Annotated in this window: 14 protein-coding genes and 2 pseudogenes; 7 read left to right on the top strand and 9 right to left on the bottom strand. The window is 70.2% G+C overall.

What is annotated here, in order from left to right:
• Positions 1 to 302 precede the first annotated feature (302 nt).
• The 5 genes and pseudogenes from dmpG to Rai3103_RS00275 all read right to left on the bottom strand — a co-directional run bounded on the left by dmpG (position 303) and on the right by Rai3103_RS00275 (position 6,608).
• Positions 303 to 1,355: a 4-hydroxy-2-oxovalerate aldolase gene (dmpG, locus tag Rai3103_RS00290; protein ID WP_153570891.1), complete on the bottom strand. Its 1,053-nt coding sequence runs from the start codon at positions 1,353 to 1,355 to the stop codon at positions 303 to 305.
• Positions 1,352 to 2,293 (bottom strand): acetaldehyde dehydrogenase (acetylating), encoded by a 942-nt coding sequence (locus Rai3103_RS00285; RefSeq protein ID WP_153570890.1) that lies wholly within the window; start codon positions 2,291 to 2,293, stop codon positions 1,352 to 1,354. The genes dmpG and Rai3103_RS00285 overlap by 4 nt, the downstream gene beginning before the upstream one ends.
• A gap of 800 nt (positions 2,294 to 3,093) precedes the next feature.
• Positions 3,094 to 5,061 (bottom strand): FAD-binding and (Fe-S)-binding domain-containing protein, encoded by a 1,968-nt coding sequence (locus tag Rai3103_RS00280; protein ID WP_338420116.1) that lies wholly within the window; start codon positions 5,059 to 5,061, stop codon positions 3,094 to 3,096.
• A 425-nt stretch (positions 5,062 to 5,486) separates the two neighbouring features.
• Positions 5,487 to 6,017: pseudogene (locus Rai3103_RS18640) on the bottom strand (FAD-binding oxidoreductase); the annotation flags it as partial.
• A gap of 93 nt (positions 6,018 to 6,110) precedes the next feature.
• A complete protein-coding gene (locus Rai3103_RS00275; RefSeq protein ID WP_153570889.1) occupies positions 6,111 to 6,608 on the bottom strand; it encodes a MarR family winged helix-turn-helix transcriptional regulator in 498 nt (165 codons plus the stop codon).
• A gap of 240 nt (positions 6,609 to 6,848) precedes the next feature.
• Between Rai3103_RS00275 and Rai3103_RS00270 the strand changes: the two genes are divergently transcribed.
• The 5 genes and pseudogenes from Rai3103_RS00270 (at position 6,849) to Rai3103_RS00255 (ending at position 11,225) form a co-directional block, all read left to right on the top strand.
• Positions 6,849 to 7,388 carry a YceI family protein gene (locus Rai3103_RS00270; RefSeq protein ID WP_153570888.1) on the top strand — a complete coding sequence of 180 codons (540 nt, stop codon included), beginning with the start codon at positions 6,849 to 6,851 and terminating at the stop codon, positions 7,386 to 7,388.
• 210 nt (positions 7,389 to 7,598) lie between these two features.
• A pseudogene (locus Rai3103_RS17175) lies at positions 7,599 to 8,878 on the top strand (AMP-dependent synthetase/ligase); the annotation flags it as partial.
• 27 nt (positions 8,879 to 8,905) lie between these two features.
• Positions 8,906 to 9,469 carry a hypothetical protein gene (locus tag Rai3103_RS18870; RefSeq protein ID WP_422396051.1) on the top strand — a complete coding sequence of 188 codons (564 nt, stop codon included), beginning with the start codon at positions 8,906 to 8,908 and terminating at the stop codon, positions 9,467 to 9,469.
• 1 nt (position 9,470) lies between these two features.
• Positions 9,471 to 10,334, top strand: a complete 864-nt coding sequence (locus Rai3103_RS00260) for an acyl-CoA thioesterase (RefSeq protein WP_153570886.1) — start codon at positions 9,471 to 9,473, stop codon at positions 10,332 to 10,334.
• Positions 10,335 to 10,349: 15 nt separating this feature from the next.
• On the top strand, positions 10,350 to 11,225 hold the full coding sequence (locus tag Rai3103_RS00255) for an acyl-CoA thioesterase (protein ID WP_194793198.1): 876 nt from the start codon (positions 10,350 to 10,352) through the stop codon (positions 11,223 to 11,225).
• A 19-nt stretch (positions 11,226 to 11,244) separates the two neighbouring features.
• Here the strand turns inward: Rai3103_RS00255 and Rai3103_RS00250 are convergent, their stop codons facing one another.
• The 4 genes from Rai3103_RS00250 to pyrR all read right to left on the bottom strand — a co-directional run bounded on the left by Rai3103_RS00250 (position 11,245) and on the right by pyrR (position 15,600).
• Positions 11,245 to 12,969, bottom strand: coding sequence for a glycoside hydrolase family 13 protein (locus tag Rai3103_RS00250; protein ID WP_228489032.1), 1,725 nt, complete (start codon positions 12,967 to 12,969; stop codon positions 11,245 to 11,247).
• A 73-nt stretch (positions 12,970 to 13,042) separates the two neighbouring features.
• Positions 13,043 to 13,525 (bottom strand): globin, encoded by a 483-nt coding sequence (locus Rai3103_RS00245; RefSeq protein ID WP_153570884.1) that lies wholly within the window; start codon positions 13,523 to 13,525, stop codon positions 13,043 to 13,045.
• 16 nt (positions 13,526 to 13,541) lie between these two features.
• Positions 13,542 to 14,840, bottom strand: coding sequence for a dihydroorotase (locus Rai3103_RS00240; protein WP_153570883.1), 1,299 nt, complete (start codon positions 14,838 to 14,840; stop codon positions 13,542 to 13,544).
• A gap of 181 nt (positions 14,841 to 15,021) precedes the next feature.
• Entirely contained in the window at positions 15,022 to 15,600 is a 579-nt protein-coding gene (gene pyrR, locus Rai3103_RS00235; protein ID WP_228489031.1) for a bifunctional pyr operon transcriptional regulator/uracil phosphoribosyltransferase PyrR, read from the bottom strand.
• Positions 15,601 to 15,715: 115 nt separating this feature from the next.
• Between pyrR and Rai3103_RS00230 the strand changes: the two genes are divergently transcribed.
• Both Rai3103_RS00230 and Rai3103_RS00225 read left to right on the top strand, forming a co-directional pair.
• The gene (locus Rai3103_RS00230; protein ID WP_153570881.1) at positions 15,716 to 16,024 is read left to right on the top strand and encodes a hypothetical protein; all 309 of its coding nucleotides are present in this window, start codon (positions 15,716 to 15,718) and stop codon (positions 16,022 to 16,024) included.
• A complete protein-coding gene (locus Rai3103_RS00225) occupies positions 16,011 to 16,415 on the top strand; it encodes a DUF5130 family protein (protein WP_153570880.1) in 405 nt (134 codons plus the stop codon). Before Rai3103_RS00230 ends, Rai3103_RS00225 begins: the two co-directional genes overlap by 14 nt.
• The last annotated feature ends 1 nt before the right edge of the window (position 16,416 follow it).

Genomic DNA, 16,416 nt, shown 5'->3' with positions numbered 1-16,416 from the left:
CCGAGCCCCCGAAAGGCGCGTAGATCCGCGCAATGGCAGGGGATGAGACTTACGCCACATTTCGTCCGGCGGCTGGACTGGAGGTCTACGGCATTTGTCGTACTACGAGATGCGGGGGTGGTGGCTCTGGGTTGGTCCCGAGAGGCGGGACGCGACCTTGTGGGAAGGGGTGCCGGCGTGGCCCTCAGACGCGAGGGTCATCAGGAGGGGATTGTCAAGTCGTTCGCGGCAGAAGCGCCCGGAGCCGAGGCGGCTCCGGGCGCTTCAGGTCCTGGCGTGGACCGGGGGATCTGGCCTGCTGATCAGGCGGCGGTGCCGCCGGCCGCCAGCGAGACGGCCACGTCGATCAGCATGTCCTCCTGGCCACCGACGTACCCGCGGCGTCCGGCCTCCACGAGGATGTCCTGCACCGGGACGCCGTAACGATCGGAGGCGCGCTCGGCGTGGAACAGGAAGGAGTTGTAGACGCCGACCTTGCCCTGGATGATCGACGCGCGGTCCATCATCGGCTGGCGGGGGATGATCGGGGCGGCGACGTCCTCGGCGGCGGACAGGATCTTGATGATGTCCACGTTGTTCTTGATGCCGAGGCGCTCGAACGCCGCGGCCAGCACCTCGGTCGGGGAGTTGCCGGCACCGGCGCCCAGGCCACGCAGGGAGCCGTCGATCCAGGTGGCGCCCTCGGCGACGGCGTAGACCGAGTTGGCCACGCCGAAGCTCATGTTCTGGTGCCCGTGGAAGCCGACCTCGGCGTCGTCACCGAGCTCGTCCTTCAGGGCGCGAACGCGCTCGCCGACCTGGTCGAGGATCATCGCGCCGGCGGAGTCGACGACGTAGACACACTGGCAACCCGCGTCGGCCATGATGCGGGCCTGCTTGGCCAGCTGGTCGGGCTCGATCATGTGCGAGAGCATGAGGAAGCCGGCGGTCTCCAGGCCCATGTTGCGGGCCTCCTGGAAGTGCTGGATCGAGACGTCGGCCTCGGTGCAGTGCGTGGCGATGCGGATCACGTCGATGCCGCGCTCCTTCGCCTCGCGCAGCTCGTGCAGGGTGCCCAGACCCGGCAGCATCAGGGCGGCGATCTTGGCGTGCTTCGCCTCACCCTTCGCGGCCTCGATCAGGTCCATCTCGTTGACCTTGGAGAAGCCGTAGTTGAAGGATGAGCCGGCCAGGCCGTCGCCGTGCGTCACCTCGATGATGTCGACGCCGGCCTCGTCGAGGGCGCGGGTGACGTCCTTGACCTGCTGGAGCGTGAACTGGTGGCGCACCGCGTGCGAGCCGTCGCGCAGCGTGGTGTCGATGATGCGGGTGGCGTACGTCTTGTTCGGGTCCAGCGTCTGCTTCGCGGAGCTCATGCCCGCACCCCTTCCTGGGTCTTGCCGGCCTCCATGCGCTCGGCGAGGAGGTCACCCGTGCGGGTGGCGGCAGAGGTGATGATGTCGAGGTTGCCGGCGTACTCCGGCAGGTAGTCGGCGGCACCGCGGACCTGGATCAGGCAGGTCACCCGGCCCCAGTTGTTCCACTCGGGACGCGCGTGGTCGAACTGCGGCTCGGCGACGAGCTTGTAGCCCGGAACGTACGACTGGACGGTCTCCACCATCCGGGCGATGGACTCCTTGACGGCGTCCTGCAGGTCGCCCGCCTCGGCGGCCTCGGCCGGCAGGGAGGCGTACACGGTGTTGCGCATCATCATCGGCGGCTCGACCGGGTTGAGGATGATGATCGCCTTGCCCTTCTTGGCGCCACCGACGGCCTCGAGAGCGGCCGAGGTGGTCTCGGTGAACTCATCGATGTTGGCCCGGGTGCCGGGGCCGGCGGACTTCGAGGCGATGGAGGCGACGATCTCGGCGTACTCGACCGGCACCACGCGGGAGACGGCGGCCACCATCGGCGTCGTGGCCTGGCCGCCACAGGTGATCATGTTGACGTTCATCACGTCGGTGAGCGACTCGAGGTTGACCGGCGGGCAGAGGAAGGGCCCGACGGCGGCCGGCGTGAGGTCGATCGCGTGGATGCCGGCTTCCTTGTAGGCCGGGGCCCAGGCCGCGTGCGCCTTGGCGCTGGTCGCCTCGAAGACGAAGTCGGGCTTGTCGTCCTGCTCGAGGAGCCACTTGGCGCCCTCGGCGGACGTCTTGAGGCCGACGCGCTTCGCGCGCTTCAGGCCGTCCGACTCCGGATCGATGCCGATCATGTAGGTGGGCTGGATGTGCTCGCTCTTGCGGAGCAGCTTGAACATCAGGTCCGTACCGATGTTGCCGGAACCCACGATGGCTGCGGTGTACTTCTTCGACACGAGATGGTCCTTCGGGTCAGGGGACAGGCGCCCTCGTCCGTCCTCCGGATGCCCCGCTGTGAGAGCGGTGCGCGGCAGCGTTCGTACATCGACGTACGCTCCCGTGAAGCGTCGGAGGTTGGCCTCGGGTGCTGCCCGTTCGGCCGGTGACGCGTGCGGTTCCTCCACGGTAGGTCGTGGCCGACGGGCGCGCGCAGAGTTCGTGCCGGACCGTGAACCGCGTCACATTGGTCCGGCCGATCCGCGCAATGACGCGGCTTCCAGGGTCTGACCATTGCCCGGCCCAATCCTAGGGGAATGTCCGGGCTGAGCTTCTTGGTCAGACCGCGCGCCAGTACTGGCGGTGGGCCCTTGGCGGCGTCCGCGGGCGTCCCTCGACACCCTTTCGAGATCGGCCCTGGCGGGCCACATCCGGCGGGGAAAAGTTGTCGACGGCATGGGGGTGGTGCCAAGCGCCGGTGTTCCCCAGGTGGGAACGAGCGGCACCCGGTGCCGGAGCCCGGCACGCAGCGAGGGCCCCGCGGAGCGCGACATCCCAGGGCCTGGGCTTGGCTCTGGGGCTGGCCGAGAGCTCGAGGCGTGCTGCGTCAGCGGGTCGGGTCGGCCTCGCGGCTGTTCTGGCAGGTGTGTCGCCCCTCGCGGACGGTCAAGTACCTCGCGGACCTCATAAGCGTTGCGAGGTACTGGAACGTCCGCGAGGGCCTGTCCGGTGGTTGGAGCGTCTGCGTGGGGCGGGCGGGTGGGGTCGGAGCGTCCCCACGGCTCCCGTTGCGACGGCAGCCGTGCCCGACCGCCGACGCTCAACCCCGCCGCGGCCCTCCGGCGAGCAGCTCGGCGAGGGTGACGGCGGTCCGGTCGGCCAGGTCGGCCACCTGCGTACGGCACGAGAAGCCGTCGGCGAGCACCAACGCCTCCGGACCGGCCGCTTCGATCGCCGGCAGCAGGTCATGCTCGGCCACCTTGACCGAGACGTCGTAGTGCCCGGTGACGGATCCGAAGTTGCCCGCCAGACCGCAGCACCCGCCGAGAATCTGCAGGTTGGCACCGGTTCGCTGCAGCAGTTCGGTGTCGGCGGCGAAGCCGATCACCGACTTCTGGTGGCAGTGGGGCTGGGCGACGAGGGTGGTGCCGGTCAGGTCGGGCACCTGGTAGTCCGGGGTGCGGGCCAGCAGTTCGGCGAGGGTGAGCACACCGGCCATGTCGGCGGTTCGCGGATCGTCCGGCAGGAGGTCGCGTACGTCGCTGCGCCATACGGCGGTGCAGGAGGGCTCGATGCCGATCACGGGGGTGCCCGCGGCGAGGATCGGGTGGATGGCGTCCATCGCCTGGCGCATCCGCCGGCGCGCGCCGTCGAGCTGGCCGGTGGAGATCCACGACAGCCCGCAGCACGCCTCGCGTCCGAGCAGCCGGGGAGCGTAGCCGGCATCGAGCAGCACCTTGATGACCGAGGGCAGAGCGCCGCCCGCGAACACGTCGGTGAACGAGTCGGTCCAGATCACCACTTCACCGTGACGGGCGGTGCGCGGGCGCTGCACGTTCTCCAGGTGCAGCTGGCGACGGGCGGCCCGGGTGGACCGGCCGGGGGAGAAGGTCGGGATGGTGCGGCGCTGGTCGGCGCCGGCGACCCACTTCGCCACGGCGGCCAGCGGGGCCAGCCCCAACGCCGCGTTCGCGAGCCGGTTCAGCCCGGGGATGCTGGTGACGAGGCGCCCCCACATCGGCAGCAGCCCGATCAGGTAATGGTCGCGCGGCCGCAGCCGGCCGGCGTAGTAGTGGTCGAGGAACTCGGCCTTGTACGCCGCCATGTCGATGCCGGTCGGGCAGTCGCGCCGGCAGCCCTTGCAGGACAGGCAGAGGTCCAGTGCCTCGAGGACCTCGACTGAGCGCCAGCCGTCGGTGAAGAGGTCGCCGTTCACCATCTCCTGGAGTGCCCGCGAGCGGCCACGGGTCGAGTCCTTCTCGTTGCGGGTCGCCTGGTACGACGGGCACATCACGCTGCCACCGGCCGTGCTGTCGGCGATGCACTTGCCCACCCCGGTGCAGCGGTGTGCTTCGTTCGCGAAGTGCAGGTTGTCGCGTCGGAAGGGGGTGGGGCCGGCCGCGACGGCGCGGATGTCCGCCTCGATCGGGGCGGGATCGACGAGGACGCCCGGGTTGAGGAGATTCTCCGGGTCGAAGATCCGCTTCACCGCGCCGAACAGCTCGATCGCCGTGGGGGAGTACATCTTCGGCAGCAGCGCGGACCGGGCCCGGCCGTCGCCGTGCTCTCCCGACATCGAGCCGCCGTAGCGGGCCACCAGGTCGGCGGCCTCCTCGATGAACTGCTTGTACGCCTGCGCGCCCCCGGGTTCGGTCAGCGGCCAGTCGATCCGGCAGTGGACGCAGCCGTCGCCGAAGTGGCCGTACGGCAGTCCCCGCAGTCCGTGACGGTGCAGCAGGTCGTCGAGGTGGCGCAGGTAGGAGCCGAGTCGCGCGGGCGGAACGGCGGAGTCCTCCCAGCCGGCGTAGGCTGGCTTGTCGAAGGCGACCCCGGCAAGGCCGGCGCCGTCGGCCCGGATCTTCCACAACCGCATGGCCAGCGCGGGATCCTCGACGATCCCGCCCCGTGCGGCGGGGTTGGCGGCCAACGCGGCGTCGACGAGGTCCTGGGACCGCTGCCGCACCTCGTCGATGTCGTCGCCGACCATTTCGATGAAGACCCAGCCGTCACCACCGGGCAGCTCGGGGACCGCGGCGGGGCCTTGGCGCTCGGCGACGACGTCGACGATCCGCCGGTCGAGACCCTCGATGGCGACCGGCCGATGCTCGAGCAGGAGGGGGTGGCGTCGGCGGCCTCGGGCATCGTCGGGTAGCCCAGAGCGACGGTGACCTTGTACGGGGCATCGGCGACGAGGCGGACCCGCGCCTTGGTGACCATCCCCAACGTTCCCTCGGTGCCAGCGAAGAAGGCGGCCACATCGAAGCCGTTCTCGGGCAGCAGATGCTCCAGCGAGTAGCCCGAGACCTGCCGGGAGAAGTGGCCGAACTCGGTGCGGATCGTGGCCAGGTTCGTGTCGACGAGCCGCTTGAGGGCGGTCAGGGTGGGGGAGTCCTCGACCCGGGTCGTGCTCGGGTCATCGGCCGGGCCCAGGACGAGCTTCTCCCCGGTGCCGGTGACGACCTCGAGGGCGACGATGTTGTCGGCCGTACGCCCGTAGCCGAGCGCCCGTGGGCCGCAGGCGTTGTTGCCGATCATGCCGCCAATGGTGCAGCGGGGGCTGGTGGAGGGATCGGGTCCGAATCGCAGCCCGTACGGTCCCGCCGCCTTCTGCAACCACTCCTGCACGACGCCGGGCTCGACCACCGCGGTGCGGGACCCCGGGTCCACCTCCACGATGCGGGTCAGGTGCTTGAGGGTGTCGATGACGATGCCCTGGCCGACGGCGTTGCCGGCGCAGGACGTACCGGCTCCGCGTGCCGTGACGGTGACACCAGCGGACCGTGCCGCGGCGAGGACCCGCTCCAGCTCGTCGACGCTGCGCGGCCTGACGACGCCGGTCGGGACGAGGCGATAGATCGACCCGTCGGAGGAGTAGAGGCCCCGGGTCAGCGTGCTGGTGTCGTACCGGTCGGCGATCCGCTCGCGCTCCAGTCCTGCGGCGAACCGGTCCGCCGGCGACGGCGATCCACTCTTCGAGGAGGAGGCGACGGAGCGGCGACGGGACAACACGGACGACAGACGCATGGGCTCATCTTGCCGTACGGAGCTGCCGTACGGGGTGCCGCCTCAGCCCCACGCCGAGGCGGCTGACCGCTGTCGGGCCGGGTGCGGCGCCGGTCAGACCTGCTTGCCGCGGGTCGGAGTGATGTCGGGGACGGCGAGGACGGCGGCGAAGACGCGGCCGAGGGCCTCGTAGTCGTCCGGGTCGGCAGCGTCGACCAGGGCGCGCCGGACCGAGGCCACATGACACGGGGCCGCCTCGACCAGCAGGTCGTAACCCCGGGAACTGAGCTGGGCCCAGACCCCGCGCCGGTCGCTGGGGCAGGCCAGTCGCTCGATCAGGCCGGCCGACTCCATCCGGCTGACGGTGTGGGTCAGCCGCGAGCGGGACTGGTGGACGGCGTCCGCCAGGTCCGACATGCGCATCCGATGATCCTCGGCCTCGGACAGCGAGACGAGGATCTCGTACTCGGCCAGGGACAGGTCGAAGGGTCGCAGCGCCCGGTCGAGGTACTCGTCGAGCCGGTGGACGCCGCGCAGGTAGTTGCGCCAGATCTGCTGCTGTTGCTCGTCCAGCCAGCGGGGCGGACAGTCGGTCAGTGGGGATGCGGTCATGGATTCATCATAGGCGATACGTTGACTGTTCAATAGTTGACGCCCCAGATCCTGTGAGGGTGCTGGGTGTGGAACTCGTCACGCTGGTCGTTCGTGGGCGATCGGCAGGCTCTTCGGGGCGGCTGTCCGACGACGCTTACGGTTGACGGTTCAATAGTTTGCGCCTAGAGTTTCTGGTGTTGAGGGTTCAACGTCTTGGACCGCAACGCAGGAAACGCCTCTCACCCTGAAGGAATCGCCATGACTGAACTCGTTCCCGGCACCTGGACCATCGACCCCGCGCACTCCGAGGTGGCCTTCACCATCCGTCACATGATGAGCAAGGTGCGCGGCCACTTCGGTGACGTCAGCGGAACGATCGTCACCGGCTCGGCCGACCCGAAGGACGCCACCGTGGAAGCCCATGTCGCGGTCGCCTCGATCGACACCAACCAGGCTCAGCGTGACGAGCACATCCGCACCGCGGAGATCCTCGGTGCCGCCGAGCACCCCACCTTCGACTTCACCTCGACCTCCATCGTCGGCGACGGCGACGACTACAAGATCAACGGTGACCTGACCATCAAGGGCATCACCAAGCCGGTCACCTTCGACGCCACCTTCAACGGTGCGATGGACCCCGACGCCTTCGGCCTGTTCCGGATGGGTGCCGAGGGCACCACCGTGATCAACAAGAAGGACTTCGGCATCGAGTTCAACATCCCGCTGCAGGGCGACGCCGTCATGCTCGGCGACAAGGTCACCATCTCCGTCACCCTCGAGGCCACCCTCAACCGCTGACTTCCGAGTCCGGCCCGAGGGGCCGGATTCTCCAAACCGACCACGGTCCCCTTGTCGGAGCCCCACAAATCGCGGGGTGATCCGGCGGGGGACCCGGGGCGTCCCGGCCCGGGCGCGCGATCGGACGATAGGCTGCCAGAGCCGGTCCGGTGAGCACGTCCGGGCCGGTTCGTGTCCTCGTGCGACGATCGCCCCCGTCAAGGAGTAGAGATGCCCGATCTGGCCGACTCTGTGATGGAGCAGCTGCACCCGCTGTCCGCGGCCTTCCAGGCCCGCCGCGAGGACTCGGTGGGCACCATGCTCCTTGCCGCGGTCGAGGAGTTCGGCTCCCGTCCCGCCTATCTCTATCGGGGCGACGACGACGCGTGGACGACCCTGAGCTGGAACCAGACGCGGGATCGCGTCTTCGAACTGGCCGCCGGATTGCTCGCTCTGGGCATCAGCACCGAGGATCGGGTCGCTATCGCCTCCAGCACCCGGATCGAGTGGATCCTCGTCGACCTGGCCATCATGTGCGCCGGTGGGGCGACCACCACCGTCTACCCCAACACCCATGACCAGGACGTCGCCCACATCCTCGGCGATTCCGAGTCGCGGGTGGCCTTCGCGGAGAATGCCGAGCAGGTCGACAAGATCCGGCTCCACCACGACTCGCTGGGTGCCCTCACGACAGTCGTGGTCCTCGACCCCGACGGTGTCCGGGACCTCGACACGGGCGGCCCGATCATCTCCTGGTCCGCCTTCCGCGCGCGGGGGGCCGCCTGGCTCGCCGAGCACCCCGGCTGCGTGGAGGAGGCGATCGCCGCCACCGGCCCGGACACCCTCTCCACGCTGATCTACACCTCCGGCACCACCGGGCGGCCCAAGGGCGTACGTCTCCCGCATCGCGTGTGGACCCACCAGGCCTACCGCGTCGGCCAGGAGATGGGCATCCTCGCGCACGACGACATCCACTTCCTCTGGCTGCCGCTCTCCCACGTGTTCGGCAAGTGCCTGATCGCGATCCAGCTCGGCAGCGGACTGGTCCATGCCGTGGACGGGGACATCGGCCGGATCGTGGAGGGCCTCGGGCAGGTGCGGCCGACGATCATGGCGGGGGCGCCGCGGATCTTCGAGAAGGTCCGCAACGCCGTCATCCTGAAGAACCGCGGCTTCATCTCCCGCATCCCGCGCTGGGCCTTCTCCGTCGGGCAGCGTGCCCTGCCCTACATCACGACACACCGGCCGATGCCGCGGCCGCTGGCGATCCGTTACGCCGTCGCCCACAAGCTGGTCTTCTCCAAGCTGCATGCGACGATGGGCGGGCGGGTGCGCTGGTTCGTGTCCGGGTCCGCGAAGCTCAATCCGCAGGTCCAGAACTGGTTCTGGGCGGCGGGCATCCCCTGATCGAGGGCTACGGGTTGACCGAGACCTCCGCGATCGCCTGCCTGGACATTCCGCGGGATCCCGACCTCGGCACGGTCGGCGCACCCACTCCGGGCAGTGAGGTCCGGATCGCGGAGGACGGCGAGATCCTGGTGCGGAGCCCGGGACTGGCCAGCGGCTACCACAACCTGCCCGAGGAGACCGCCGCCGCGTACAGCGACGACGGGTGGTTCGCGACCGGCGACATCGGCGAGCTCGACGAGCGTGGCCGGTTGCGGATCACCGACCGCAAGAAGGACCTGATCAAGACCTCCGGCGGCAAGTACGTCGCGCCGCAGAAGGTCGAGGGGGCGATCGTCAACAACAACCCGTACGTCTCCCAGGTGTTCGTCCAGGGGGAGGGGCGCAAGTACATCTCGGCCCTGATCACCCTCGACGAGGAGGCGATCATGAAGTGGGCGCAGCGCCACAACCTCGAGGGGCTCTCGTACGCCGAGCTCACCCAGAACTCCGACGTCCGCGGGATGATCGACCACTACATGGCCAGGGCGAACACGCATCTCGAGCGGTGGGAGACGGTCAAGCGGTACGAGATCCTCGACCGCGAGTTGTCCGTCGCCGACGGGGAGGTGACCCCGAGCCTGAAGGTCCGGCGCTCCGCGGTGGCCGAGGCCTTCGCCGACAAGCTCGGCAAGCTCTACGACCCCGAGGACTGACGTGACACCGTACGTCTATCGGGCGCGGGTGCGCTGGGCCGACCAGGACCCGCAGGGACACGTGAACAACGTCGCCTACCTCGACTACATGCAGGAGGCGCGCGTCGACTGGATCCTCAACGGGCCGCACGCGTCCATGCTCAGCGAAGGGGTGCTGGTCGTCTCGCATCAGATCGAGTACCTCGCGCAGTCGATGTTCGGCGCCGACCCGATCATGATCCGCCTGTGGGTGACCGATCTGGGTGGTGCGCGGTTCGCCGTGGCGTACGACATCTACCAGGGGGAGACCCACGTCGCCCGGGCGAAGACGGTCCTGGCGACCTATGACGTCGCGGGTCAGCGACTGCGCCGGTTGGAGGACGAGGAACGCGCCTGGCTGCGGGAGTTCCTCGGCGAGCCGATGGACTTCCGGCCGCTGCCCCAGCCGGCGGTGGACTGGGTGTCCGGCTTCGGCTACGAGCACCCGCTGCGGGTGCGCTGGTCGGAGCTCGATCCGTACGACCACGTCAACAACGTCAGTTACCTGACGTACCTGCAGGAGGCCACCATCGCGATGATGGAGGAGCCGCGGCGCGACCTGCCCTGGGGCCGTCCCGGGGACGCCCGGACGTGGGTGGTGGCCGCTCAGGACATGACCTACAAGCTGCCGATGACCTACCAGATCGAGCCCTACTTGGGCGAGGTCGTCATCCTCCGGGTGGGCTCGACGTCGGTCACCTTCGAGCTGCGGATCCGCGACCAGCACGTCGACGTGACGTACGCCGTCGGCCACCTCGTGCTGGTGCATGCCGATGCCCATGGCACCCCGGTGCCGCTGCCGGCGATCCTGCGCGAACGGCTACGGCCGCTGACGCTGATCGCCTGACCCGGCGAGGACGTGGTGACGCAGTACATCTACCAGGCCCGGGTCCGCTGGGCCGACCAGGACGCGCAGCACCACGTGAACAACGTCGTGTACGTGGACTACCTGCAGGAGGCGCGGGTCGACTGGATCCTCGACGGCCCGCATCCCGAACTGCTCGACCACGGGATCGCGATCGCCGGCCAGCACGTCGAGTACCTGTCCCCGGCCCACTTCGGCGGGGAAGGGATCGTCATCCGGCTGTGGATCGCCCAGGTGCGCGGCGCCCGCTTCACGGTGGCGTACGAGATCAGCCAGGGCGACACCCTGGTGGCCCGCGCCACCACCGACTGCGCGCCCTACGACCTGGAGACGGGGACCGTACGCCGCCTCACCGAGGCCGAACGCGGCTGGCTGGACGACTGGTCCGGGCCGGAGCTGCACTTCCGTGAACTGCCTAGCGCGGAATGGGTGGAGGGCTTCGGCTTCGCCTACCCGGTACGCGTGCGCTGGTCCGAGGTGGACGCCTTCGGTCACATCAACAACGTCGCCTTCCTGACCTTCCTGCAGGAGGCGCGCGTCGCCGCCCTGGACGAGGTGCGCACCAGCGAGGGCTGGGGACGTCCCGGTGCCGACGTGAGCTGGCTCGTCGCCGCCCAGGAGATCGAGTACCGCACCGAGATGCACTATCGGATCGAGCCCTACCGGGCCGAGCTCGTGGTGCTCCGGGTCGGGACCTCGTCGATGAGCCTGCAGATCCGCATCGGCGATCCGGGCAGCGGCATTGTGTACGGCGTCGGCCGGGTCGTGCTCGTCTGCGCCGACGCAGAGGGCCGCCCGCGGCCGATCTCGGCCCAGGTCCGGGAGGCGTTGCGCCCGATCACGGTGCACCCCGGCGGTCCGTACGGGCACTGAGCCGGGCGTCGGCCGACGGTCAGTAGGTGAACCAGACCGCCTGATCGGGCGCCAGGTCGCCCGTGACCGACGGTGCCGACGTGAGCAGCACGGTCACCCCCGCGGGGAGCGCCACCGGAGCGGGCCCGAAGTTGACCCAGCAGGAGAAGCCGGGCTCCCGGTCGAACGCCAGGACACCTGCCGGTGCGTCCGCTGACCACCGCAGGGTGCCGTCGCCCAGGGCCGGATGCCGGTGCCGGATCGCCAGGGCCTCCCGGTAGAGCGTCAGGAACGAGGCGGGATCACCGGCCTGGGCGGCGACCGTACGATCCGCCCAGTCGGGCTGCGGCAGCCAAGGTGGCGACGTCGCGTCCTCGGGGCTGAAGCCGTACGGTGGCCGGTCGCCCGACCAGGGCAGCGGCACCCGGCAGCCGTCCCGGCCCTTCACGGTGTGGCCGGAGCGTTCCCAGATCGGGTCCTGCAGCACCTCATCGGGCAGGTCGACCTCCTGCAGCCCTAGCTCGTCGCCCTGGTACACGTACGCGCCGCCCGGCAGGGCCAGCTCCAGCAGGGCCGCGGCGCGGGCACGGCGCCGGCCGAGCGCCAGGTCCTCGTCCCGGTCCGGTCCCTTCGCGGCGCGTCGCCCCAGGCCGTCCTCGGCGGTGAACAGGGCCCCCGTCGCGGTCCGGCCGTAGCGGGACACCACCCGCGGCTGGTCGTGGTTGCCGAGCACCCAGGTGGACGGCGCCCCGACGGCGCCGTAACCCGCCAGCGTCGCCTCGATCATGGCCCGCTGGGAGGCGTACGACCACTCGGTCAGCAGGGCGTCGAAGTTGAACGTCATGTGCAGTCTGCCCTCGGTGGTGTACGCGGCCAGCCGGTGCGTGGGACCGAGGTAGGCCTCCGAGACGAAGATCCGGGGGCCCTGCGGCGTGTCGGCGTACTCGTCCGCCACCATCCGCCAGCGGCGGTGGATGGCCTCCAGTTCCGGGCGGTCGAAGAAGGGGTGACCGGGGTACTTGGTCTCGCCGGCCACGTCCCCGCCGGTCCCGGCGGGCAGGTCCGGCAGCGCCATGTCCTTGGCGCAGGAGTCGGCCACATCGATCCGGAAGCCGTCGACGTCGCGGTCGAACCAGAAGCGCAGCACGTCGTCGAAGAACGCGGGGACCGCGGGGTTCGTCCAGTTCCAGTCGGGCTGTTCGGGGGCGAAGAGGTGGAGGTACCACTGCTCGGGCATCCCGTCCGGCCCCACGACGCGTTGCCAGGCCGAGCCGCCGAAGTGGGCCGGCCAGTTGTTCGGGGGCTGGTCACCGTCGGGCCCGCGTCCGTCCCGGAAGATGAACAGGTCCCGCTCGGGCGACCCGGGCCCGGCCGCCAGCGCCGCCCGGAAGAGGGGGTGGTCGATCGAGCAGTGGTTGGGCACCAGGTCGATGATGATGCGCAGCCCGTTGTCGTGGGCGCGGGCGATCAGCGTGTCGGCCTGGGCGAGGGTGCCGTAGCGGGGATCGATGTCGCAGTAGTCGGCCACGTCGTACCCGCCGTCGTGCAGCGGCGAGGGGTACCAGGGCGAGATCCAGATGGCGTCGATCCCCAACGACACCAGATGGTCGAGGTGCTGCAGCATGCCGGTCAGGTCGCCCTGGCCGTCACCGCTGCCGTCCGCGAAGGAGCGGGGGTAGATCTGGTAGACCACGGCACTGCGCCACCAGTCCGGATCGGCGGTCGAGCGCACGCGTTCGGCTGACTGGACGGTTGATCGGCTCACACCGCGAGCCTAGGAGCACCGGGGGCCCGGACCCAAGGCTTCCGGCCCTCCGGTCCCGGGCCAGCAGCGGCTCTCAGAGCAGATTGCGGCCCTGCGGCGGGGTCATGTCCTCGCCTTCGAAGGCGTTGATCATCGAGTCGGCGGCGCGGACCAGGTAGTTCCACAGCTCGTCGCGGGCCGCCTTGTCCATCTCGACCGAGCCGACGGCGTCGTGCATGCACTCCAACCAGTTGTCCCGCTGGGTCGGGGTCACCTTGAACGGGGTGTGGCGCATCCGCAGGCGCGGGTGGCCTCGCTGCTCGGAGTACGTGCCGGGGCCACCCCAGTACTGTTCGAGGAACATCCTCAGCCGGTCCTCCGCCGGGCCGAGATCCTCCTCCGGGTACATGGCGTGCAGATCGGGGGTCGTGCGGACGTTCTCGTAGAAGCGGTGCACGATCGCCCGGAAGGTTTCCGCGCCGCCCATGCGTTCGTACGGGGTGCGGGTGTCCTGCGGCGGCTCGGGAGCGGACTGCTGGGGAACGGACTCGTTCTCGGGGGTGGCGTTCTCGCTCATCGGGATCCCTTCAGGGTCAGCGGCGGTAGGTGACGTGCCCGAGGCACACGGTGAGGCGTACGGGGTCGGGCAGATCGCGGCCGGCGTAGGGGTTGTTGCGGGAGCGCGACTCCGTGTCCGTCGGATCGACGGCGTGGCGGGCCTCGGGATCGACCAGGCAGAGGTTCGCGGGCTCGCCGGGGGCGACCGGGCGGCCCTGGTCCGTCAGACCGAGCAGGGCGGCCGGGGAGTGCGCCATCCGGTCGGCGACCCCGGCCCAGTCCAGCCGGCCCGGGCGGACCAGCGTGTCGATCACGACGGCCAGGGACTGCTCGAGACCCACCATCCCAGGGCTGGCGGCGACGAAGGCCTTGGCCTTGTCCTGGGGTGCGTGCGGGGCATGGTCGGTGCCGATCATGTCGACCGTGCCGTCGGCCACCGCGGCCCGCAGGGCCTCGACATGCTCGGCCGGCCGCAGCGGCGGGTTGACCTTGAACGTGGTGTCGAGGTCGGCGAGCAGGTCGGTCGTCAGCAGCAGATGGTGCGGCGTGGCCTCGGCCGTGATCCGTACGCCGCGGGCCTTGGCCGCGCGAATCACGTCCAGGGTCGGCTGAGCGGAGACATGGCAGACGTGGTAGCGGGCTCCGGTGAGAGCGGCGAGTTCGACGTCACGGGCGACGATCGCCGACTCGGCAGCCGTCGTCCAGCCAGGAAGCCCGAGCCGGGCGGAGAGTTCACCCTCGTGACAGCAGGCGTCAGGGCCGGCCAGCCGCGGATCCTGGGCGTGCTGGGCCAGCACCCCGTCGAAGGCCCGGACCTCTTCGAAGGCCTCGCGCATGAGCTGGGAGTCCGCGACGCACTTCCCGTCGTCGGAGAAGCACATCGTGCCGGCCGCCCGGTGGATCGGTTCGAGCTCGGCGAGGTGCTCACCGGCCAGCCGTTGGGTGATCGCACCACAGGGGATCACGACGCAGGCGGCGTGCTCCGCGGCGGTCGCGGCCATCGCACAGGCGAGCTCGGCGGTGTCGGTCACCGGGGAGGTGTTCGCCATCGCCTGGACGGCGGTGAACCCGCCCCGGGCGGCCGCCGCGGTGCCGGTGCGGATGGTCTCGGCGTCCTCGCGGCCCGGCTCGCGCAGGTGGACGTGGGGGTCGACCAGCCCGGGCAGGGCGATCAGTCCGGAACCGTCCAGTCGTGCCACGTCGGCCGGCGCCGAGGAGGGGTCACCGAAGACCGGGCCGTCCACGTACACGTCCGCGGTGGATCCGTCGGGGAGGGTCACCCCGGTGATGAGCAGCTGGGCCGGGACACTGGCGCTGAGTGCCGTGACAGTCATGTGGGTCGGGTCCTTCCTGTCCGCCGGCTGAGCCGACAGGGTCGAGTCGCCGCGAGAGGCGGGCGTGCCACCGCCGAGCAGGTGGTAGAGCACGCTATCACCACGGCGCGCGCCCGGCGGCGATCCGGACGGGACGAGGCGTGCACCCGGCCCTCAGGACCGGGCGTTCGGGACCGGGCGGTCAGGGGAGCGGGTCAGGAGCCCTGCGCAGCCGGGAGATGGTCACTCGGGTGACGCCGTCGGTCTCCTCCAGTTGGACGCCGACCCTTTCGTCGGAGGCGGTCGCGAGTTCCTTGCCGACGACGTCGGCCCGGATCGGCAGCTCGCGGTGGCCACGGTCGACCAGGACGGCGAGCCGTACGGCCCGGGGTCGCCCGATGTCCTTCAGGGCCTCGAGGGCGGCGGACACCGTACGGCCCGAATAGAGCACGTCGTCGACGAGGATGACGACCGCGTCGTCGATCGGGCCCGGCATCCGGGTGGGGCCGATGGAGCGTGTGGGCTGGCGGCGGAGGTCGTCACGGTAGAAGGTGACGTCCAGTTCACCGATGGGCACGGTGTGGCCCTCGATGTCCTCCATCGCGGCGGCGAGACGCCGGGCGAGCGGGACACCGCGGGTGGGCAGGCCCACCACGATCAGGCGCGGAACGTCGTGGTCGTTCTCCAGCACCTGGTGCGCCATCCGGATGATGGCTCGGGAGATCTCGTCCGCGTCCATCACCACCCGCGGAGGGGCCTCCGTACGTTCCTCCGCAGCCACCGGCTCCTCCGTCCCCACCCATCTCCGGGCGTCATCGTCATGTGCGGGTTCCGCACGGGTGCCGATCTGGATCGGCATCACCCGCGGGACCACCGACTGCAGTACGTTAGATTACGTGAGTGACCTCGTGACTGTGATCGCCCCCCTGACGGCCGGACTCGTCCCGTTGGACAACCTCCCCGGCTGGCCGCAGGCCCCTGCCGTCCCCTTGGTGCACGAGCTGGTCTGGATCCTCTTCCTGCCGGCCGCCGTCTTCATCGTGATCGCGGTCATCCAGTTGGCCTCGATGATCGGCAAGGAGGATCGCTCCCTCCATCCGCCGACCGAGCCGCTGATGATCGGCGGCTCCGGACGGCAGACCCCCGCGGTGACGAGCGGGTCCGACACCGAGGAAGGCGCCGGCGGTAGCCATGCTCATTGGTGACCGACTCTCCCCGAGTGACGTCAAGCGGGTGGCCTGGGCCATCCAGCAGGCCGAGGAGATCTCCGGGTACACCTTCGTCGCCTACCTCGCCGAGCACGGGGCCGAGGGTGGCGTCGACGGGCGCGCCCGCGCTCTGCACGCCACCCTGGCCGACCGGGACCGCGCCGTTCTCGTGTACGTCGACCCGCAGCTCCATGAGGTGTCGGTGGTGACCGGCGTCCGGGCGGCACGCACCCTGGCCGACTCCTCGTGCGCCTTCGCCACCGCCACGATGGCCTCCAGCTTCGCTGCGGGGGATCTCGCCGGCGGCCTGGTGGGCGGCATCATCCAGCTCGGGGAGGCGGCGCGCTCCCAGGCCAGTCAGCACCTGCGGCCGAGCGTCGACCGCTGAA

Origin of the sequence: Raineyella fluvialis (assembly GCF_009646095.1) — a bacterium.
In the GTDB taxonomy this organism is placed as follows: Bacteria; Actinomycetota; Actinomycetes; order Propionibacteriales; family Propionibacteriaceae; genus Raineyella; species Raineyella fluvialis.
The sequence above is the reverse complement of the archived record's forward strand: the minus strand, read 5'-3'. Positions and strand labels throughout refer to the sequence as shown.